At 61.5% G+C, this 18,902-nt stretch carries 15 protein-coding genes and 1 other RNA gene; 1 reads left to right on the top strand and 15 read right to left on the bottom strand.

What is annotated here, in order from left to right; genetic code table 11:
* Positions 1–119: 119 nt before the first annotated feature.
* The 15 genes from ftsZ to rsmI form a co-directional block, all read right to left on the bottom strand.
* Positions 120–1,310, bottom strand: a complete 1,191-nt coding sequence (ftsZ, locus tag ACS92L_RS03175; RefSeq protein WP_438767016.1) for a cell division protein FtsZ — start codon at positions 1,308–1,310, stop codon at positions 120–122.
* A gap of 33 nt (positions 1,311–1,343) precedes the next feature.
* The gene (ftsA, locus tag ACS92L_RS03170; RefSeq protein WP_115853412.1) at positions 1,344–2,627 is read right to left on the bottom strand and encodes a cell division protein FtsA; all 1,284 of its coding nucleotides are present in this window, start codon (positions 2,625–2,627) and stop codon (positions 1,344–1,346) included.
* Positions 2,628–2,823: 196 nt separating this feature from the next.
* Positions 2,824–3,549, bottom strand: coding sequence for a cell division protein FtsQ/DivIB (locus ACS92L_RS03165; protein WP_438767014.1), 726 nt, complete (start codon positions 3,547–3,549; stop codon positions 2,824–2,826).
* Positions 3,550–3,592: 43 nt separating this feature from the next.
* Positions 3,593–5,014, bottom strand: coding sequence for a UDP-N-acetylmuramate--L-alanine ligase (murC, locus tag ACS92L_RS03160; protein WP_438768401.1), 1,422 nt, complete (start codon positions 5,012–5,014; stop codon positions 3,593–3,595).
* Between the two features lie 22 nt (positions 5,015–5,036).
* Positions 5,037–6,125: an undecaprenyldiphospho-muramoylpentapeptide beta-N-acetylglucosaminyltransferase gene (murG, locus tag ACS92L_RS03155; RefSeq protein WP_438767012.1), complete on the bottom strand. Its 1,089-nt coding sequence runs from the start codon at positions 6,123–6,125 to the stop codon at positions 5,037–5,039.
* A complete protein-coding gene (gene ftsW / locus ACS92L_RS03150; protein WP_438767010.1) occupies positions 6,122–7,300 on the bottom strand; it encodes a putative lipid II flippase FtsW in 1,179 nt (392 codons plus the stop codon). The genes murG and ftsW overlap by 4 nt, the downstream gene beginning before the upstream one ends.
* Positions 7,297–8,679, bottom strand: coding sequence for a UDP-N-acetylmuramoyl-L-alanine--D-glutamate ligase (gene murD, locus ACS92L_RS03145; protein WP_438767008.1), 1,383 nt, complete (start codon positions 8,677–8,679; stop codon positions 7,297–7,299). The genes ftsW and murD overlap by 4 nt, the downstream gene beginning before the upstream one ends.
* A 1-nt stretch (position 8,680) precedes the next feature.
* Entirely contained in the window at positions 8,681–9,763 is a 1,083-nt protein-coding gene (gene mraY, locus ACS92L_RS03140) for a phospho-N-acetylmuramoyl-pentapeptide-transferase (RefSeq protein WP_438767006.1), read from the bottom strand.
* Positions 9,763–11,148, bottom strand: a complete 1,386-nt coding sequence (locus ACS92L_RS03135; RefSeq protein ID WP_438767005.1) for a UDP-N-acetylmuramoyl-tripeptide--D-alanyl-D-alanine ligase — start codon at positions 11,146–11,148, stop codon at positions 9,763–9,765. The genes mraY and ACS92L_RS03135 overlap by 1 nt, the downstream gene beginning before the upstream one ends.
* Positions 11,141–12,613, bottom strand: a complete 1,473-nt coding sequence (locus ACS92L_RS03130; RefSeq protein ID WP_438767003.1) for a UDP-N-acetylmuramoyl-L-alanyl-D-glutamate--2,6-diaminopimelate ligase — start codon at positions 12,611–12,613, stop codon at positions 11,141–11,143. The genes ACS92L_RS03135 and ACS92L_RS03130 overlap by 8 nt, the downstream gene beginning before the upstream one ends.
* Positions 12,606–14,351, bottom strand: coding sequence for a peptidoglycan D,D-transpeptidase FtsI family protein (locus ACS92L_RS03125; protein WP_438767001.1), 1,746 nt, complete (start codon positions 14,349–14,351; stop codon positions 12,606–12,608). The genes ACS92L_RS03130 and ACS92L_RS03125 overlap by 8 nt, the downstream gene beginning before the upstream one ends.
* Positions 14,348–14,680: a cell division protein FtsL gene (gene ftsL / locus ACS92L_RS03120; protein ID WP_438766999.1), complete on the bottom strand. Its 333-nt coding sequence runs from the start codon at positions 14,678–14,680 to the stop codon at positions 14,348–14,350. Before ftsL ends, ACS92L_RS03125 begins: the two co-directional genes overlap by 4 nt.
* A gap of 3 nt (positions 14,681–14,683) precedes the next feature.
* On the bottom strand, positions 14,684–15,643 hold the full coding sequence (gene rsmH / locus ACS92L_RS03115) for a 16S rRNA (cytosine(1402)-N(4))-methyltransferase RsmH (RefSeq protein WP_438766997.1): 960 nt from the start codon (positions 15,641–15,643) through the stop codon (positions 14,684–14,686).
* A gap of 31 nt (positions 15,644–15,674) precedes the next feature.
* An RNA gene (gene rnpB, locus ACS92L_RS03110) (RNase P RNA component class A) lies at positions 15,675–16,040 on the bottom strand.
* Between the two features lie 94 nt (positions 16,041–16,134).
* Positions 16,135–17,001: a 16S rRNA (cytidine(1402)-2'-O)-methyltransferase gene (gene rsmI / locus ACS92L_RS03105; RefSeq protein WP_438766995.1), complete on the bottom strand. Its 867-nt coding sequence runs from the start codon at positions 16,999–17,001 to the stop codon at positions 16,135–16,137.
* Positions 17,002–17,168: 167 nt separating this feature from the next.
* Here rsmI and ACS92L_RS03100 point away from each other — a divergent pair, with 167 nt between their 5' ends.
* Entirely contained in the window at positions 17,169–18,899 is a 1,731-nt protein-coding gene (locus ACS92L_RS03100) for a penicillin-binding protein activator (protein ID WP_438766993.1), read from the top strand.
* Positions 18,900–18,902 lie beyond the last annotated feature (3 nt).

The raw sequence follows: 18,902 nt of genomic DNA, 5'->3' as shown, positions 1-18,902 counted from the left end.
GTTGTTTATATGGTAACAGTTCCCTTGGGGTTCGACAACGAACAGTGTTCGATTAGTCGATTATTATGCTTTTATTACCACGACAAAATTCGGCGGCCCCGAAGGGCCGCCCAATCAGATCAGTCTGCCTGGCGGCGCAGAAAGGCCGGAATATCCAGATAATCGTCCATTTCCTGCGACTTCTGGCGCCGCTCACGGGATTCTCGAGAAGCTTTCTGCTGTTCCTTTTCCTTCTCTTTTTCGCGCGATGACGCCTGTTGACGCGAAGCGGCCGGCTGGCGCGCCATGCGACGATAATCAGCCTGCTCGCTGCGAGAAGTCTGCGTCTGACGCGGCGCCGCCTTCTCTACTCGCCCATCAAGGCCTGCCGCCACAACGGTGACACGCAGATCATCGGTCATTTCCATATCGATGGCAGTACCTACCACGATGGTCGCGTCCTGAGAAGCGAACTCCTGAACAGTGGCGCCCACATCGTTGAACTCGCCAATGGAGAGATCCGGACCGGCGGTAATGTTGACCAGAATGCCGCGAGCGCCGTTGAGATCGATATCTTCCAGAAGCGGGCTGCGAATGGCCTTTTCAGCGGCCTCGCGGGCGCGATTTTCGCCCATGGCCGTGCCGGTACCCATCATGGCCATGCCCATTTCGGACATTACCGTGCGAACGTCGGCAAAGTCGACGTTGATGATACCGGGGCTTGTAATCAGCTCCGCGATTCCCTGCACGGCGCCAAGCAGGACATCATTGGCAGCACTGAACGCCGTCAGCAGACTGGCATTCTTGCCCAGTACCGTCAGCAGCTTTTCGTTGGGGATGGTGATCAGGGAGTCGACATGCTCGGAGAGCTCCTTCATGCCCTCTTCGGCAGCGCGCTGGCGCTTGGGACCTTCAAAGGGGAACGGGCGCGTGACAACTGCCACGGTCAAAATCCCCAGCTCCTTGGCTACCTGCGCCACGACCGGGGCACCGCCGGTGCCGGTACCGCCACCCATGCCGGCGGTAATGAAGACCATGTCGGCACCCTGAAGAAGCTCGGCAATGCGCTCACGATCTTCCATGGCAGCCTGACGGCCGACTTCCGGGTTTGCCCCGGCACCCAATCCCTTGGTAATTTCACTGCCCAGCTGCAAAACGGTCTTGGCAGCAACTCGCTTGAGCGCCTGCGCATCGGTGTTCGCGCAGATGAATTCGACGCCTTCGATGTTGCTTTCGACCATGTGGTTGACAGCGTTGCCGCCGCCACCACCTACGCCGATTACCTTGATTACCGCGCTGCTGGATGGCGCATTGTCTACAAGCTCAAACATAACCCCGTCTCCTGGACCGCCAAGGCAGTCCTGTCAGAAATTTCCTTTTAACCAGCCCTTGATCCGCGTAATGGTTGAGGAGAGCCGCTCGTTGTCCTGGCGCTCGGACTGGTAACGTCTTGGCTGCTCTTCCCGGCGGGGTTGGGCCGTAGAACGCGAGTAGCGAGAATATTTCATGCCGTAGAGTAACAAACCAACACCGGTCGAATAAATTGGATTGCGCACGACATCTGCCAGCCCTCGCACGTTCTGCGGACAGGCAATGCGCACCGGCATGTGAAATATCTCTTCTGCCAGCTCCCCCACCCCTTCCATTCTTGAGGTACCGCCTGTCAACACGATACCGGCAGCTACCAGATCTTCATACCCGCTGCGCCGAAGTTCTTCGCGCACCAGAGTAAAAAGCTCCTCATAGCGAGGCTCGACCACCTCGGCCAGATGCTGTCTTGAAAGATCACGCGCCGGGCGATCGCCAACGCTTGGCACCTTGATCATTTCGTCACTGGACGCCAGCTGTGTCAGTGCACAGGCGTATTTTACCTTGATATCTTCTGCATACTGGGTCGGCGTGCGCAGTGCCATGGCAATGTCGTTGGTGACCTGATCGCCGGCAATGGGAATGACAGCGGTGTGTCGGATGGCGCCTTCGGTAAAGACGGCAATATCGGTTGTGCCACCGCCGATATCCACCATGCACACGCCCAGTTCACGCTCGTCCTCGGTCAGCACGGCATAGCTTGATGCCAGCTGCTCGAGAATGATGTCGTCTACTTCCAGACCACAGCGACGCACACACTTTTCGATATTCTGTACGGCATTGAGGGCGGCCGTCACCAGATGCACGCGCGCCTCGAGCCTGACGCCCGACATGCCCAGCGGCTCACGAATCCCTTCCTGGGTATCGATGGCGTACTCCTGCGGCAACACATGCAGAATTCGCTGTCCTTCGGAGATGGCACGGGCGCGGGCGGAATCTATGACACGATCAATATCAGAGGGCGCCACTTCACGTTCCTTGATGGCCACAACACCATCGGAATTCATGGAACTGATATGGCTGCCCGCAATACCGACATAGACAGAATGAATGTCACATCCTGCCATGAGTTCGGCTTCTTCAACGGCGCGCTGGATCGACTGCACCGTCGATTCAATATTGATGACCACCCCTTTTTTCATGCCATGAGAGGGGTGGGAACCGATACCGGCAATCTCTATGCCGCCGTCATCGGTGGGTTGTCCAACGATGGCCACAACCTTGGATGTTCCGATATCCAGCCCGACTACCATATTGGAAGCGTTGGTTTCTCCTGCCATAGGTCGGGCCTACTCCCTGATCAACCTGTTAATACGCACAATTATCTCAATCGCATTCAATTAAAAAAGTAACTGGCGTAATTCCGCATTAATAATAGTGAAAGCATTACCGAGAATACGGTGATTTTAGAGTGAAAGAAATACCCATTACCCTTCAATACCCGTGTTTTTACGCAACTTAACGAGAACGTTAAGTTTATCCATCCGAATTATCATTTTCGGGCTCGTTTTCGCCGTGCCACGCCACCGAGACGCCGTTGGGATAACGCAAATCAATATAGCGGATATCGTTTCGACCCGCTGAAAGGCCACGCTGCCAGGCGGTAATAAAACGCTCAAGGCGCATGTCCAGATCCGTTCGCCCGAGCATGATCCAGAATGAATTATCAAGCTGGACTCGCCAGGCACCGCGTGGCTCGAGTCGAAGCTGTGTGATGGTCATGTCCAGACGCTCGAACTGCCTTTTCAAGGCGTCATAATAGGCAAGCACCTCATGGCCACTGCCCTGCGGGCCCGCAAGCCAGGGTCTGTCACCCACATTGCTGATGGGCCCCGCCGCGAAGGCCTCCCCTTGAGCGTTGAGCAACAGGCCATCGTTCCACCAGGCCACGGGACGCTGCTCGTAGAGTTCAAACGTCAGGGCATCCGGCCAGCGCCTTGAAAGCCGGACATCCTTGAGCCAGGGCACCTCGAGTGCCTCGCTGCGCAGCTGACCGATATCAACGGACAGCCAGCTCTCTCCGGCAATCAGCGGTGCGAGCTGATCCTGCAGATAGGCGGCATTGACGTACTCCAGATCCCCTCTGATGGACACGCGCTCGATGGGCTTGTCCAGCCATATCCAGAGCGTGCGACCGCCTGCTACCAGCAGTGCCACGATAAGAATCAGCCCCAGCAGGCGATTGGAGGTTGCCGTTGTCATTGCACGCCCTGCACCGGCCAAAAGGTTTTGAAAACCCCGATCATTACAGGGTAACTCCCTGGAGTTTGAGCTCACAGCGTGCCAGTGCCGTGCTGAGCCCACCGATGTCGCCGGCCCCCTGGGTAATCAGAATATCGTTGTCATCGAGCACGTTGCTCAATATCTCCGCCAGCGCTTCCCGACTTTCAACAAACAGTGGCGATGTCTGCCCGCGCTGGCGAATGGAGCCTGCCAGCGCCCTGGAATCGGCGCCCGTAACAGGCGCTTCACCGGCACTGTAGACGTCCAGCAGCAGAAGCTGATCGACGCTTGAAAGCACCCGCACGAAATCCTCGTAAAGATCATGGGTTCTGGAATAGCGATGCGGCTGATAGATCATCACCAGCCGCCGATCCGGCCAGCCTTCGCGAACCGCCTGAATGACCATTTCCACCTCACGGGGATGATGGCCATAGTCGTCTACCAGCATGACCGGCAGACTGTCGCCACCGCTTTCGGGCAGTCGATAATGGCCCTGCACCTGAAAACGACGCCCTACGCCGGCAAATCCTGCCAGTGCCTGGACGATCGATTCATCGCTGACACCGGCATCCGTGGCCACCGCGATCGCTGCCATGGCATTGAGCGCATTGTGACGCCCGGGCATGGCCAGTCGTACGGTGATCGGGCCGTGGGGTGCCGGCCTGCGGGCGGTAAACGACACGGTATCGCCGAGTTGAGAGAAATCGACAATTCGATAATCGGCGCCTTCATCAAAACCGTAGGTGACGAAGTGGCGTTGAATTCTCGGCAACAGCTCACACACGACAGGATCATCGAGACAGACAATGGCCAGCCCGTAGAACGGCAGGTTGTGCAGAAATTCGATGAAGGTGTCCTGCAGACGACCGAAGTCACCTTCATAGGTCGCCATGTGATCGGCATCGATATTGGTCACGATGGCCGTCATCGGCTGAAGATGCAGAAACGAGGCGTCGGACTCGTCAGCCTCGGCGACCAGATAGTCGCCCTGCCCCAGCTGAGCATTGCTGCCGGCACTGGTAAGTCGTCCGCCGATCACAAAGGTCGGATCCAGACCGCCCTCGGCCAGAAGCGTGGCCGTCAGGCTGGTAGTCGTGGTCTTGCCATGGGTGCCCGCCACGGCAATGCCATGACGAAAGCGCATCAGCTCGGCGAGCATCTCCGCGCGACGCACCACCGGCACACGACGTTCACGCGCGGTCATGACCTCCGGATTGGTCGGGTCCACGGCGCTTGAGACCACCACGACATCGGCGTCGCGCACGTTGTCGCCATGATGACCGATGGCCACGCGAATGCCGCACTGGCGCAGATGCGCCACCACCGAAGATTCGCGCAGATCACTGCCGCTGACGCAAAACCCCTGATTGGCCAGCACTTCGGCAATGCCGCACATGCCGGAGCCGCCAATGCCCACGAAATGAATACAGCGTATACGACGCATACCGCTGCGTGCCTGCACCTGATTACTCAAAACCTGTCTCCATACAGCCCTGGGCCATGATATCGGTCGCTTCCAGCTGCGCCACGCTTCTGGCACGTTGCCCCATCTCCAGCAGACGATGAGCGTTCAGCAACCCGGCAAGCGCCTCACTCAATGCCTGCACGCTCATCTGCGCCTGGGGGATCAACTGCGCCGCGTCGGCCTCAACCAGATAGTTTGCATTGATGGTCTGATGGTCATCCACCGCGTGCGGAAACGGCACCAGAAGCGAGGCCCTGCCTGCCGCTGCCAGTTCACTGACGGTCAATGCACCGCTGCGACAGACCACCAGGTCGGCCCATTCATAGGCCTGCGCCATGTCGCCAATGAAATCGGACACAGTGGCCTCGACACCTGCTTTTTGATACGCCGCAACGGTTGCGGTCTCCTTGTCCCGACCGGCCTGATGACGAACCTCGGGGCGAACATCGGCGGCCATCATACCGAGCGCTGCCGGCACACGTTCATTAAGCACCTGTGCGCCCAGCGACCCGCCCACCACCAGCAGCCGCAGCGGCCGACCCATCAGCGTATCGATGCCGCGCGGGGCGGCACCGATGTCGGCAATCTCCTGGCGTACCGGGTTGCCGATTACGATCGGGTGTCGAGCCTCGTCAAAGGCACCGGGGAAAGCGGCATACACGCGACGCGCCAGCCGGGCCAGCGCCTTGTTGGTCATACCGGGCAGCGCGTTCTGCTCATGAATGATCAGGGGTCGTTTCATCAGCCAGGCGGCCAGCCCGCCGGGGCCGCTGGCAAAGCCGCCCAGACCCACCACCAGCGACACATCCAGTGACCTGATGATGTGGCGCGCCTGATGCACGGCCTTTAAAAGCCGCCACGGCGCCTTGAGCCAACCCAGCGCCCCGTTGCCCCGCAGCCCGGCAATCGAGACGTGATGCAACGCAATCCCCGCCTCGGGGACCAGCGTGTTTTCGATACCACGCGGCGTGCCCAGCCAGTGCACTTCTATACCCCTTGCCTGCAGCGCCCGCGCCAGTGACAGCGCCGGTACCACGTGGCCACCGGTGCCGCCGGCCATGATCAGTGCCTTTCCGGAGGATGTATTCATGCCGGCACCTCGGTAGCCGTGCTGCGAGAGCGCTTGCGCGCGGCGCGGCGGCGGCCTCTCGTTTCACCATCCACGCGTAAAAGCAGCCCGACCATGGCCCCGCTCACCATCAGACTCGACCCGCCATAGCTCAAAAGCGGCAGCGTCAGTCCCTTGGTGGGCAAAAGCCCGGCGTTGACCGCCACATTAATAAAGGACTGCGAGGCAAAAATGATGCCGATGCCGTAGCAGACGTAGGCCGCAAAGAGGTGACCGCTCTCTTCGGCATTGCGCCCGATACGAAAGCAGCGATAGACCAGAATGGCAAAAAGCGCGACCGAACCCACGGCACCCAGCATGCCAAGCTCTTCTGCCAGCACGGAAAAGACGAAATCGGTATGCGCCTCGGGCAGGTAAAAAAGCTTTTGCACGCTGTTGCCAAGCCCCAGTCCGCTCCAACCGCCGCGTCCGAAGGCAATCAATGCCTGAGTCAGCTGATATCCCGAACCATACTGATTGGCCCAGGGGTCAAGAAAGCTTGCGATACGGGCCAGACGATAGGGTTCTGATATCGCCACAAAGGCGCCAAGAGTCACCACGCCCCCGGTCAGCAGCACAAAGCGCCACAGGGACGCCCCCGCCAGCAGCAGCACGCCCATGGTGGCGGCCAGCATCACGACAGCGGCGCCGTAGTCAGGCTCCAGAATCAGCAGAATGCCCAGCGAAAAGGTCAGTATCAGGGGCGCCATGAAGCCCCACCAGCTGCGGCGCAGCCGCGTCAGATGGCGCTCGGTATAGCCGGCGATGTAGATGATCAGACAGAACTTGGCGACTTCTGAGGCCTGAAGGTTGATGGGCCCCAGATGGATCCAGCGCCGGCTGCCGTTGACCTCTCGACCCACGATCAGCACGGCGGCCAGCAAGATGGCGGCAATGAGCAACAACGTGGGTCCATTGGCCCGCCACCAGACAGAAGGAACACGCATGACCACCAGCGCGATGGTGATGGAGGCCAGCACGAAAATGCCGTGACGAATGCTGTAATACCACGGGTTGCCGGTCTGGCTGTTGGCCACTTCCGTTGACGCCGACGTCACCATGACCCAGCCGATGAGCATCAGCGTGAGCGCCGCAAGCACCAGCCAGCCATCGATGACATGGCGCTCGGTGGAAAAACGTTCTGCCAGAGGTTTCATGAGTGAGGCTGCCACTGTTTGAGCCACGCGCAGAAGGCCTCTCCGCGTGCTTCGAAGTTGTCGAACTGATCAAGACTGGCGCAGGCAGGAGACAGCAATACGGCATCACCCGGTTGTGCCGCGCCCATTGCATGTTGCATGGCCTGCTCGAGCGTGTCCACGACCACGACCGTCACCACCGATCCCAGGGCGCGAGCCAGCAGCGCACGGTCGCGCCCGTAGACCACCGCGACCCGGGCGTGGCGGGCAAGCGGTTCGGCCAGCGGCGTAAAGTCAGCGCCCTTCCCGACCCCGCCGGCCAGCAGGATCAGGCGACCAGCCAGCGTCACCCCGATGCCCTCGATGGCGGCAAGCGTCGCCCCCACATTGGTGCCCTTGGAGTCATTGATCCAGGTGACGCCATCAATGTCGGCCACTCGCTGCGCGCGATGCGCCAGGCCGGCAAAACGTGCCACGATATCGACCATGCCGTCACGGGGCCAGCCGGCCTCATCGCCGACGGCAAACGCCGCCAGCACGTTAAGCAGACTGTGCTGCCCCGGCATCATGACATCACGTGCCGCCATGACCGGTTGCGACCCCTTCATGAGCCAGACCGCTGCATCAAGCTCGGCCAGCCCCCAGTCGCTGTCACTGCCCGGCATGTCACTGCCAAAGGAGACGACTCGCGCCACCTGCGCTGGATCAAAGGGCGCAGTGGCCGCGTCATCACGGTTGATGATGCCAATACCGGCACCATTGAAGATCTGTTGCTTGGCACGGGCGTAACCTGCCATGCCGTCGTGCCGGTCCAGATGATCGCTGCTGAGATTGAGATGGACGGCGATATCGGCACCGAGCTGCGGCGTGGTCTCCAGCTGAAAGGAGGAAAGCTCCAGCACAAAGCACTCGGCTGTCGGCTGCTGCGCCAGAAGACGCAGCGCCGGCGTACCCAGGTTGCCCCCGACCGCCACATTGATGCCACAGCCACGGGCCATATCGCCCACCAGCGTTGTGACCGTTGATTTGGCGTTGGAGCCGGTAATGGCAATCAGCATCGGTCGCTTCGCGCGCTGGCTCAGCGCCTCTACAAACAGCGCCGTCTCCCCCACGACCTCAAGACCGGGCTGTTCCAGACCGGGCGTGCGGGGATCCACCCCGGGGCTCAAAACAACCCTTTTGACCTTTTGAAGATCAAGCCTGCGCAGATCACCACAGTGCACCGGCACGTCGGGATAAAGGCGCTGGAAATCGGACAGCCCGGCCGGCCGGTCTCGCGTATCGGCCATGATAAAGGGCTCGCCCCGCCGACTCAGGTACTCGGCAATGGCCAGCCCCGAACGGCCCAGCCCGACAACAACGCTATGATGCGGCCCGATCAGCATGTCAGTCGATGTCATGTCAGCGGATTTTCAGGGTCGCCAGACCCAGCAGCACCAGTACCACGGTAATGATCCAGAAACGGATGATGACACGCGGCTCGGGCCAGCCCTTCAGCTCAAAGTGGTGATGCAGCGGCGCCATGCGAAAGATGCGTCGACCGGTCAGCTTGAACGAGGCAACCTGCAAAATGACCGACACCGTCTCCATGACAAAGACACCGCCCATGATGAACAGCACGATCTCCTGTCGTACGGCCACGGCCACCACGCCAAGTGCTGCACCCAGCGCCAGCGCGCCGACATCGCCCATGAAGACCTGGGCCGGATAGGTGTTGAACCAGAGAAACCCGAGCCCCGCGCCGATGATGGTGCCGCAGAACACGGCCATCTCGCCCGCCCCGGGCACCGAAGGAATATGCAGGTACTCGGCAAACATGGCATTGCCGCTGGCGTAGGCGAAAACCCCCAGCCCCATGGCAACCAGTACGGTCGGCATGATCGCCAGCCCGTCCAGCCCATCGGTCAGATTGACGGCATTGGAGCTGCCCACAATCACCAGATAGGTGAGCAAAATGAAAAAGGGGCCGAGCTGGATCACAATGCTTTTGAAAAACGGCACGATCAGACTGGTTTCCACCGGCGAGGATGCCGTGAAATAAAGTGCGACAGCCACGCCAAGACCGATCACCGACTGCCACAGATATTTCCATTTGGCCGGTAGCCCACGCGGATTCTTTTCGACCACCTTGCGATAGTCATCCACCCAGCCGATGGCCCCGAACCCCAGCGTGACCAGCAGCACCAGCCAGACATAGTGGTTGCCAAGATCGGCCCACAGCAGCGTGGAGATCGCAATCGACATCAGAATCATTACGCCCCCCATGGTGGGCGTGCCGGCCTTGGACAGATGCGACTGCGGGCCGTCGTCACGAATGGCCTGACCGATCTGACCGGCCACCAGCCGACGAATGACCCAGGGGCCGATCATCAGCGAGATCAAAAGCGCGGTCAGGGTGGCCAGAATCATTCGCAGGGTCAGATACCCGAAAACGCTGAAGCTGGTTTGGAAGGAAGCAAGCAGTTCGGCAAGAAAGAGCAACATTATGAGTCATCACCTGAAGATTCTGATCGAAGTGCGTTGACCAGACGGTCCATCCCGGCACTAAGGGAGCCCTTGATCAATACGCTGGCATTTGAGGGCAGGGACTGACGGGCAAAATCGATCATCGATGCCCAGTCGTCAAAATGGCACCCGCGCGTACCGACGGCGGTTGAAATCGCCCTGGCGGGCGCGCCGATCGTGACCACTCGATCGATATCAAGATCGCGCGCGTACTGCCCCAGTGCCTCATGTGCCCGGGCGCTATAGGAGCCCATTTCGCCCATGGCGCCAAGAAAGCACCAGCGAGGCCCCGGCCGCTGCGCCAGGGTATCCAGTGACGCCCGCATCGCGCCCGGATTGGCGTTATAGCTGTCATCGATCAGCGTGGTCCCGCGAATGCCTTCGATCATTACCATTCGCCGGGCCACGCCCTCGGCCTCGTTCAATCCGACCAGGATATGCGCCGGTGCACAGCCCATGGCATGGGCCACGGCAGCCGCACCCAGCGCGTTCATGACGTTGTGACGCCCCATCAGGGGCAGCGCTACCCGACCGAGCGCCTCGCCATCGATGGTGAGCGTAAACCGATAAAAGCCCTCGTCGCTTGCCATATCAACGGCCTGAACGCGAGCAGGCACATCGATACCGAAATCCAGTACCTCATGGTTTGAGGCCAGCGCCGCCCAGAGGGGGTAAAAGCGATCGTTGCGATTAAGAATGGCCACGCCACCGACCGTCAGTCCGGACAGGATTTCCGCCTTGGCCTGGGCGATATGGCCGGCGCTGCCGAACTCCCCGATATGGGCGTCGGTGACGTTATTGATCAACACCACATCCGGACGCGCCAGTGACGCCGTCCAGGCGATTTCGCCCGTATGGTTGGCGCCGGCTTCGATAACGGCCTGCGCACAGGTGTCATCCAGCTGCAAAAGCGTCAGTGGCACCCCGATATCGTTGTTGAGATTGCCTCGTGTGGCATGCGTTGGCGCACTGCGTGACAGGATGGCCTCACACAGGGCACGCACGGTGGTCTTGCCGCTATTGCCGGTAATGGCGGCCAGTCGACCCTGCCACTGAAGCCGGTGATAGCGAGCCAGAAGCCCCAGTGCCAGGCGCGTATCGGCCACCACCAGCTGCGCGATATCCGACTCGACCGGTGTATCGACAACGGCTGCAACGGCGCCGCGGTCATGGGCCGTTTCGAGAAAGTCGTGGCCATCGAAACGCTCACCGCGCAGCGCCACGAACACGTCACCCGGCGCAAGTTGGCGGGTATCGGTCACAATGCGACAGGCCGCTGCGTGCTCGAACTCGCCGCGCGGGTCGATGATGGCCTCCCCTGCCAAGCGCAGCGCTTCGATAATTCGTTGCGGCGTATTACTCATGCCAGTGCGCCTCCAGGGCCAGAGACGCCACATCGATATCGCTAAAGGGATGGCGAACGCCCTGAATCTCCTGGTAGTCCTCATGCCCCTTGCCGGCCAGCAGGATCACATCTCCCGGCTCAGCGTTTTCGATGACCTCTGCAATGGCCCGGGCACGACCGGGCACTTCCCGGACAGACGTGCCGTCGGGCATTTCACCCAGGATCATGCGACGAATCTCGTCGGGTGACTCGCCTCTGGGGTTATCATCCGTCACCACGACCTCATCGGCCAGAAGCGCTGCCACGCCGCCCATCAGCGGGCGCTTGCCGCTGTCCCGGTCGCCGCCGCAGCCCAGCACGCACCAGAGCCGACCCGGCACATGTTCGCGCAGGGCCAGAAGCGCGTTGCGCAGCGCATCCGGCGTGTGGGCATAGTCCACAACGATCGCCGGCGCGCCCGGACGTGCCAGCAGCTGCATGCGTCCGGGCACCGGCGCAAGGCGACCGGCGGCCTCCAGCAGTGCATCAAGCGGGCTACCCAGTCCGTACAGGGTGGCGATGGCCAGCACAACGTTGTCCAGGTTGAACCGTCCCATCAGTGCCAGCGACAGCTGCCGCTCGCCTTCCGGCGTCATAAGGGTGGCGGCAAGGCCAAGACGCTCTGCCTGCCAGCGTCGCACCTGAAAATCGTGGGACGTCTCGCTGCCCACTTTCAGTACCCGCACGCCTTCCTTGACCCCGGCCAGCATCAGACGAGCGAGCGCGTCATCGGCGTTGACGACGGCCAGTTCAAGCTCGGGGCGCTGAAAAAGACGGGCCTTGGCGGCCGCATAGGCAGCCATGCTGGGGTGATAGTCCAGATGATCACGACTGAGATTGGTAAAAACGGCCGCTCGAACATAACAGCCGCTCAGACGCTGCTGATCGAGCGCGTGTGAGGACGCCTCGAGTGCTACGCGCCGGGCGCCGGCATCGGCCAGTTCGCGCAGACGCTGCTGCAGCGAAATCGCATCCGGCGTGGTCAGCCCGGCGCGATCCAGCGCACCGGGGAGGCCGCTGCCCAGCGTACCGATCATGCCGGCAGGCGTTGCCAGCGCCTCACTGAGCGCTGCGATGTAGTGGGTCACCGAACTCTTGCCATTGGTGCCGGTCACCGCAATCTGCTCAAGCGAGGACGGCACGCCTGCCGCCAATGCCGCAAGCCGGCCCAGTCGACCCGTCAGGTCTTCAAGAATCAGAAGATCATCTGCCTTTTCCTGCCATGGCGCAGCCACCAGCGACAGCACGGCGCCCCTGTCACGAGCCCGGTCAATATACTGACGGCCGTCTACCCTTGTGCCGGGCAGGGCCACGAAAACATCGCCGGGCTGAACCTGGCGTGAGTCCAGCACCAGCCGCGCCTCATCGGGCAGCTGTAACGTCCCGGCTTCGGGCCAGAGCCTTGTAATGGCATCGGCCAGCGTGCCGGTCGGCAAATCAGGCACCAGGCGCCTCCTTGCTCTGATCGTCGGGGGGAATGTCCAGAAGGCGCAGCGCATTGCCGGCCACCCTGGAAAAGATCGGGGCAGCTACCAGACCGCCGTAGTACTGCTTGCCCTTGGGATTATCGATCGAGATCACGGTCACAATGCGTGGGTTGCTCGCCGGCGCGATGCCTACAAAATTGGAGCGATAGGCCTCTTTCTGGTAGCCGGTATTGCCCACCTTGCGCACGGTACCGGTCTTGCCGGCCACTCGATAACCCTCAAGCGCCGCGCGCGTGCCGCCACCGCCCGGCTCCACGACCGTTTCCATCATGCGGATCAGCTCATGGGACGTTTTGGGGGACATGACCTGATGGCCCTCGGGCGGCTTGTTCAGCTTGAGCAGCGACGGCGGCAGCTGCTTACCGTCGTTGGTAATCGCTGTGTAGGCGCTGGCCAGCTGGACCGCATTGACCGACAGGCCGTAACCGTAGGAGAGCGTGGCCCGCTTGGCCTTGGACCAGCTGAACGGGGATGGCAGGCTGCCGCTGGCCTCACCCGGGAAGCCAAGTCCGGTGGGATGACCCAGCTTCATGGCGTCGTAAACGTTCCAGATTGCATCGTCGGGAAGCGCCAGCGCCATATGGGTCATGCCGATATTGGAGGAGTGGGTAATGACGCCTGTCATGTCCAGCTGGCCGAAATTGCGGGTGTCCTTGATGGTGTAGCCATCCACCATCATCCAGCCGGGGCTGGTATCCATGGGCGTGTCCGGCGTGAACTTGCCCGACTCGAGACCGGCACTCATCGCCAGCGGCTTCATGACCGAGCCGGGCTCGAAGGCATCGGTGAGCGACCGGTTTCGAAGCCCTGCCGGGTCCACGCTGGTGCGATTGTTGGGGTTGTAGGACGGCAGGCTGACCATGGCCAGCACTTCACCGGAGTGCGCATCCATCATCACAACGGTGCCGCTGTCGGCGTTGTGCTCGGTAACGGCCGCCTTGAGCTCACGATAGGCCAGATACTGCAGGCGCAGATTGATCGAAAGTGTCACATCCCCGCCGGGATGGGCCTCGCGGATCATGTGTAGATCGCGTACCAGCTGCCCCTTGCGGTCCTGCAGCACACGGCGCTGACCCGGGCGCCCGGAGAGGTAGCGATCAAAGGCAAGCTCCAGGCCTTCCTGACCGTGATCGTCGATGTTGGTCATGCCGACCAGCTGCGAGGTTACTTCACCGGCCGGGTAATAGCGCTTGTACTCGTGACGGCCGTGCACGCCGGGAATATCGAGCGCCAGCACGCGAGCGGCAGGCTCGGGCGTCACTCGGCGCTTGAGATACATGAACTCCTTGTCACGGTAGTTTTGCACCCGCGCCATGAAATCGGAGGGGGGCTCATTCAGCGCCTCCGCCAGCCGGGCCAGCTGTACCGGGTCCTCGGGAAGATCCTTCGGGTTGGCCCACAGAGTGACCACCGGCGTGGAGACCGCCAGCGGCTCACCGTCGCGGTCGGTAATCATGCCGCGGTGGGCATCGATGTTCTGCACGCGGATGGTTCTGGAGTCCCCCTGCCCCTGAAGGAACTGATGATCGACCACCTGTAGATAGACGATACGTCCCACCAGTACCGCCATGGCCATGAAGATGACCGCCAGCACCACTCGGTAACGCCAGATCGGCATCGCCGCCACGTGACTGGCTGCCGGCTCACGACCGTACATGCGGGCATTGCGTCCAACGCGGCGGTTTTGTTCGCTCATGGCCGCATGACCCTGGTGTGATGAACGTCCGGCACGTGCATCTCAAGACGATCACGGGCCAGATTTTCGATGCGTGACGGGGTCGACCAGGTACTTTCTTCAAGCAGCAAACGGCTCCAGACGGTCTGGAGCTGATCGTGCTGACGCTCCATGGTCTGCAGCCGCGCATACTGGGATCGCGTGTGATAGGCCGTGCTGATGACACCCAGCGCTGACACGATAACCAGCACTACCAGCACCAGAATAATGGCATGCACAAACGTCAGGCGAAGCCGAAAGGGCCACTGCCACTGTCCGCGTGAAGACGCTCCCGGCGCGCGTTCGGCCATGAACTAGCCCTCCTGTCCCAGCTTGCGCGCGACACGCATGACCGCACTTCGGGCACGAACGTTGGCTCCGGTTTCCTGCTCGTCCGGGCGTATGGCCTTGCCCACGGGCGCCATGTCCCGCTGGATCTGGTCTTCGCGCAGTGGCATATGACGGGGTAGATGCTGATCGCCCCGCGACTTGTCGCGGATGAAACGCTTGACCAGACGGTCTTCCAGCGAGTGAAAGCTGATGACCACCAGACGCCCGCCGGGGGCCAGCGCCTCGAGCGCGGCACTCAAGGCGCGCTCAAGCTGGCCCAGCTCATCGTTGAGGTGAATACGAATGGCCTGAAAGGCGCGCGTGGCGGGATGGCGCCCCTTTTCCCATGCCGGATGGGCCGTCTTTAAAAGCTCGGCAAGCTCTACGGTACGGGTGATGGGGGCTTCCTTGCGCCGCTCTACCACGGCACGTGCCAGTCGTTTGGCGAAGCGCTCCTCGCCCAGACGCTTGAAAACATCGGCAATGTCGCGCTCGGGCGTCTCGGCAATCCACTGGGCGGCACTGATGCCGGCGTCGGGGTCCATGCGCATGTCCAGTGGGCCGTCACGCATGAAGCTGAAACCGCGGCTGGCATCGTCAAGCTGGGGAGAAGAAACGCCGACATCCAGTAAAATGCCGGAAAGCCTGCCATGAACCCCCTGCTGGTGCGCCACCTCGCCCAGATCGGCAAAGGTAGCGCGGGCCATGCAAAATCGCGCGTCGTCGATGGCCGCCGCTGCGGCCAGCGCATCGGGGTCCCGGTCGATGGCGACAAGACGCCCCTGATCGTTCAGGCGCTCCAGAATGGCGCGGGAGTGCCCGCCACGCCCGAATGTGCCGTCCAGATAGAGGCCATCCGGTCGTTGAACGAGGGCATCGACGGCACCCTCAAGCAGGACGCTTTCATGCTTGTGGTCTTGCCGGATACCTGGGGTCTGATTCATGAGGGCTCAAGGGATGTTTCAAGGGAAAACAGGTGGGAGTCGGCCTGTAAGCCGGGTTCTGTCGAGAACAGTCATTCCTCTAGGGCGTTCGTCACCGAACGCCTCAAGCAACCTACCCGAACCCGACGCGGGCCACGCCAATGGGTTCCTATTCGGTCTTGCTCCGGATGGGGTTTACCTTGCCACGACCTGTTACCAGGCGCGCGGTGCGCTCTTACCGCACCCTTTCACCCTTGCCGTCGGCATCGAGAGACTCGACACCGCTTGGGCGGTCTACTCTCTGCTGCACTTTCCGTCGGCTCGCGCCGCCCAGGCGTTACCTGGCATCCTGCCCTGTGGAGCCCGGACTTTCCTCCCCCGAACCCGAAGGTCCAGCGGCGACTGTCCGGCCGACTCCCAAGCGCGCAAGAATATCAGTGCCGAACCCCGGCTCCAAGCGCGTTAACCATTTTTATCCTTGTGCAAGGCGATTCGTGACGCCCTGGCAACAATTATTTACGTAATGCGCTGTCCTTGAGCTGCTGAGCCTGCTGATACCAGTCGCCCTTGCGCCCGCCGAGAATGCGGGCTGCCACACCCGCCGCCTGCTTGACCCCTACCCCCTCTTCCAGCAACGAGGACAGCAGCTGATCGGCATCGACCTGGCTGCTGCCGGTAAGCGCCTTTTCCGGCGCCGGCGCCATCATGACCACAAACTCGCCGCGCATCTGATCGCTGTCCTCGGCCATGCGCTCAAGCAGACTGCGCGCCGTGCCCTGCAAAAAGGTTTCGAAGGTCTTGGTCAGCTCGCGTGCGATGACCAGATGACGCTCGCCGCATACGGTATCGATATCTTCCAGAAGCTGGCTGATACGGTGAGGCGATTCATAAAACACCAGCGTGACCGGCAGTTCGACGACATCGTTTAAACGCTTGCGTCGCCCCGACCCCCTGGCCGGCAGAAAGCCTTCAAACAAAAAACGCTCGGTCGGGAGCCCGGCGGCACTGAGCGCCGTGATCAGCGCACTGGGACCTGGAATGGGAACAATGGTGTAGTCCGCCGCGCGCAGTGCCTGCACCAGGCGATAGCCCGGGTCCGAGATCAAGGGTGTGCCGGCATCGCTGATCAGGGCGACGCGCTGACCGTCATCAAGGGCCTGTTTGATGCGCTCGATTCGTGAGGTTTCGTTATGCTCGTGAAGGGATATCAGCGGTACGCGCACCCCGATATGGTCGAGCAGACGCACGCTGTGACGGGTGTCTTCAGCCGCGATAAGATCGGCCTGTGCCAGGGTATCCATGGCACGTCTGGAGAGGTCATCAAGGTTACCAATCGGTGTGGCAACCACGTACAATGCGCCCTTGCTAAAACTATTCATGTCATCACACTACACTGGTTCGGACGCGTTAACTGCTTTCGGATTGGCCCGTGTCATGGCAAAAAACATTACAGGCTCGACTGGAGCTGCATGGTACGCCGTGCAGTTCGCGGACGCCACGCCGTGGCGCCATCATGGAGACCGGCAAGAAAAGGAAATGCCCAGGTATGCGAACATCTCTTACCAGACTGGCCGGCGCGGCCATGGTGGCACTGACACTGGCAGGCTGTGCCGGCACATCGGGCATTGTTGATCGCTTTGGCGGCCAGTCCTCCGATGATCTTTTGCGCCAGGCCCAGCAGCAGCAGGGCAGCGAGGCGGCAGCGACGCGTCTTCAGGCAGCCGAAATACTGCAGCGTCAGGGTGACAATACGCGCGCACTGGAAGTGGCCAACAACATTGACCGCTCGGCACTCCCCTCCGAGCAGCAGCTTCGCTGGGCGCTGCTGACCTCGCGCGCCGCACTGGAAATGCAGGACCCGCAGGCCGTTTTGAATGCCACCGGCATTCTCGACAGCAACGTGGCGATGCCGGACAGCGAAAGAAACACGCTGATCGAGCGTCGCGGTCTGGCTCAGGCCATGAACAACGAGCCTTTCGAGTCGGCTCTGACCCTGACCGCCCTTCAGGAGCGCACCGGGGATACGCAGCTCAACGACACCATCTGGCGCCAGCTCAATCGCCTCGACCCGGGCCAGCTCGATCAGCTGTCTGCGCAGGGCAGCGTGGCGGCCGGGTGGGTGGAACTTGCACGCCTGCAGCGTCAACAGGGCGCCAACATCAGCACCCTGACCGATGCCATCAGCCGCTGGCAGTCCAACAACTCACGCCACCCGGCCTCTCGCCGTCTTCCCACGGATCTGAGCACCCTGGATGAAATCCGGGATCAGGAGATTCGAAAGATCGCGGTGTTCCTGCCCCAGGGCGGGCCGCTCGAGTCCATCGCCACCGCAGTGCGTGAAGGCATCCAGGCCCGCGCCGACGATGTGCGCAGCCAGGGCGACCAGGTCCCGGAGCTGGTCTTTTACGACACGACCGGTCAGGACATGGAGAGCCTCTACGCGCGCGCCACCATGGAAGGCGCTCAGGCCGTGATCGGTCCGCTCAGCAAGGAACAGGTTTCCCAGCTGGAAACCCGTGACGGTGTGGCCCTGCCGACGCTGGCACTCAATTACGGCACGCACGATCACAACAGCGCCCGCAACCTGTTCCAGTACGGTCTGTCCGCCGAGGACGAAGCACGCCAGGCAGCGCAGCGCGCCCAGCTTGACGGCCACCACCGCGCCGGCGTCATGGTGCCCAACAATGAATGGGGCAGCCGTGTCCTGAGCGCTTTCCAGAAAAGCTGGCAGCAAAATGGTGGTGATCTGGTCAGCGTCCAGAACTACGACCCGTCAGCTTCTGCCACCTCCTCGGTCAAATCCGTCGTGAACAGCGGCCGCGGCCGGCCCGATATGCTGTTTCTGCTGGCCCTGCCCGGCTATGCCCGACAGGTGCCGCCCACGCTTGATTATTATGACGCAGCAGACCTGCCCATCTACGCGACCTCACACGTCTATGAAGGCTCGCCCCAGCCGAGACTGGATCACGACCTTGATGACGTAATGTTCGTAGACATCCCCTGGCTGATTCCTGAAGCAGCATCCGGCGGCAGCGACGCGCTGCCCTTTGAATCCACTCGCGAACGCCTTGTCCAGAACGACCAGCCGGCACTGATCAAGCTTCACGCCATGGGGGTCGATGCCTTTGAGCTGGCACGCCGTTTGCCGGTCATGAGCGCCATTGGCGGTTTTGAACTCTACGGCGCCACCGGCCGGCTGGCGCCCGGGCAGGATGGCCGGATCGTTCGCACCCTGCCCTGGGCGATGTTTCGCAACGGCCAGCCGTCGCTGCCCTGAGTC

It is taken from the genome of Kushneria halocnemicola, from assembly GCF_965650455.1.
In the GTDB taxonomy this organism is placed as follows: domain Bacteria; phylum Pseudomonadota; class Gammaproteobacteria; order Pseudomonadales; family Halomonadaceae; genus Kushneria.
The sequence above is the reverse complement of the archived record's forward strand: the minus strand, read 5'-3'. Positions and strand labels throughout refer to the sequence as shown.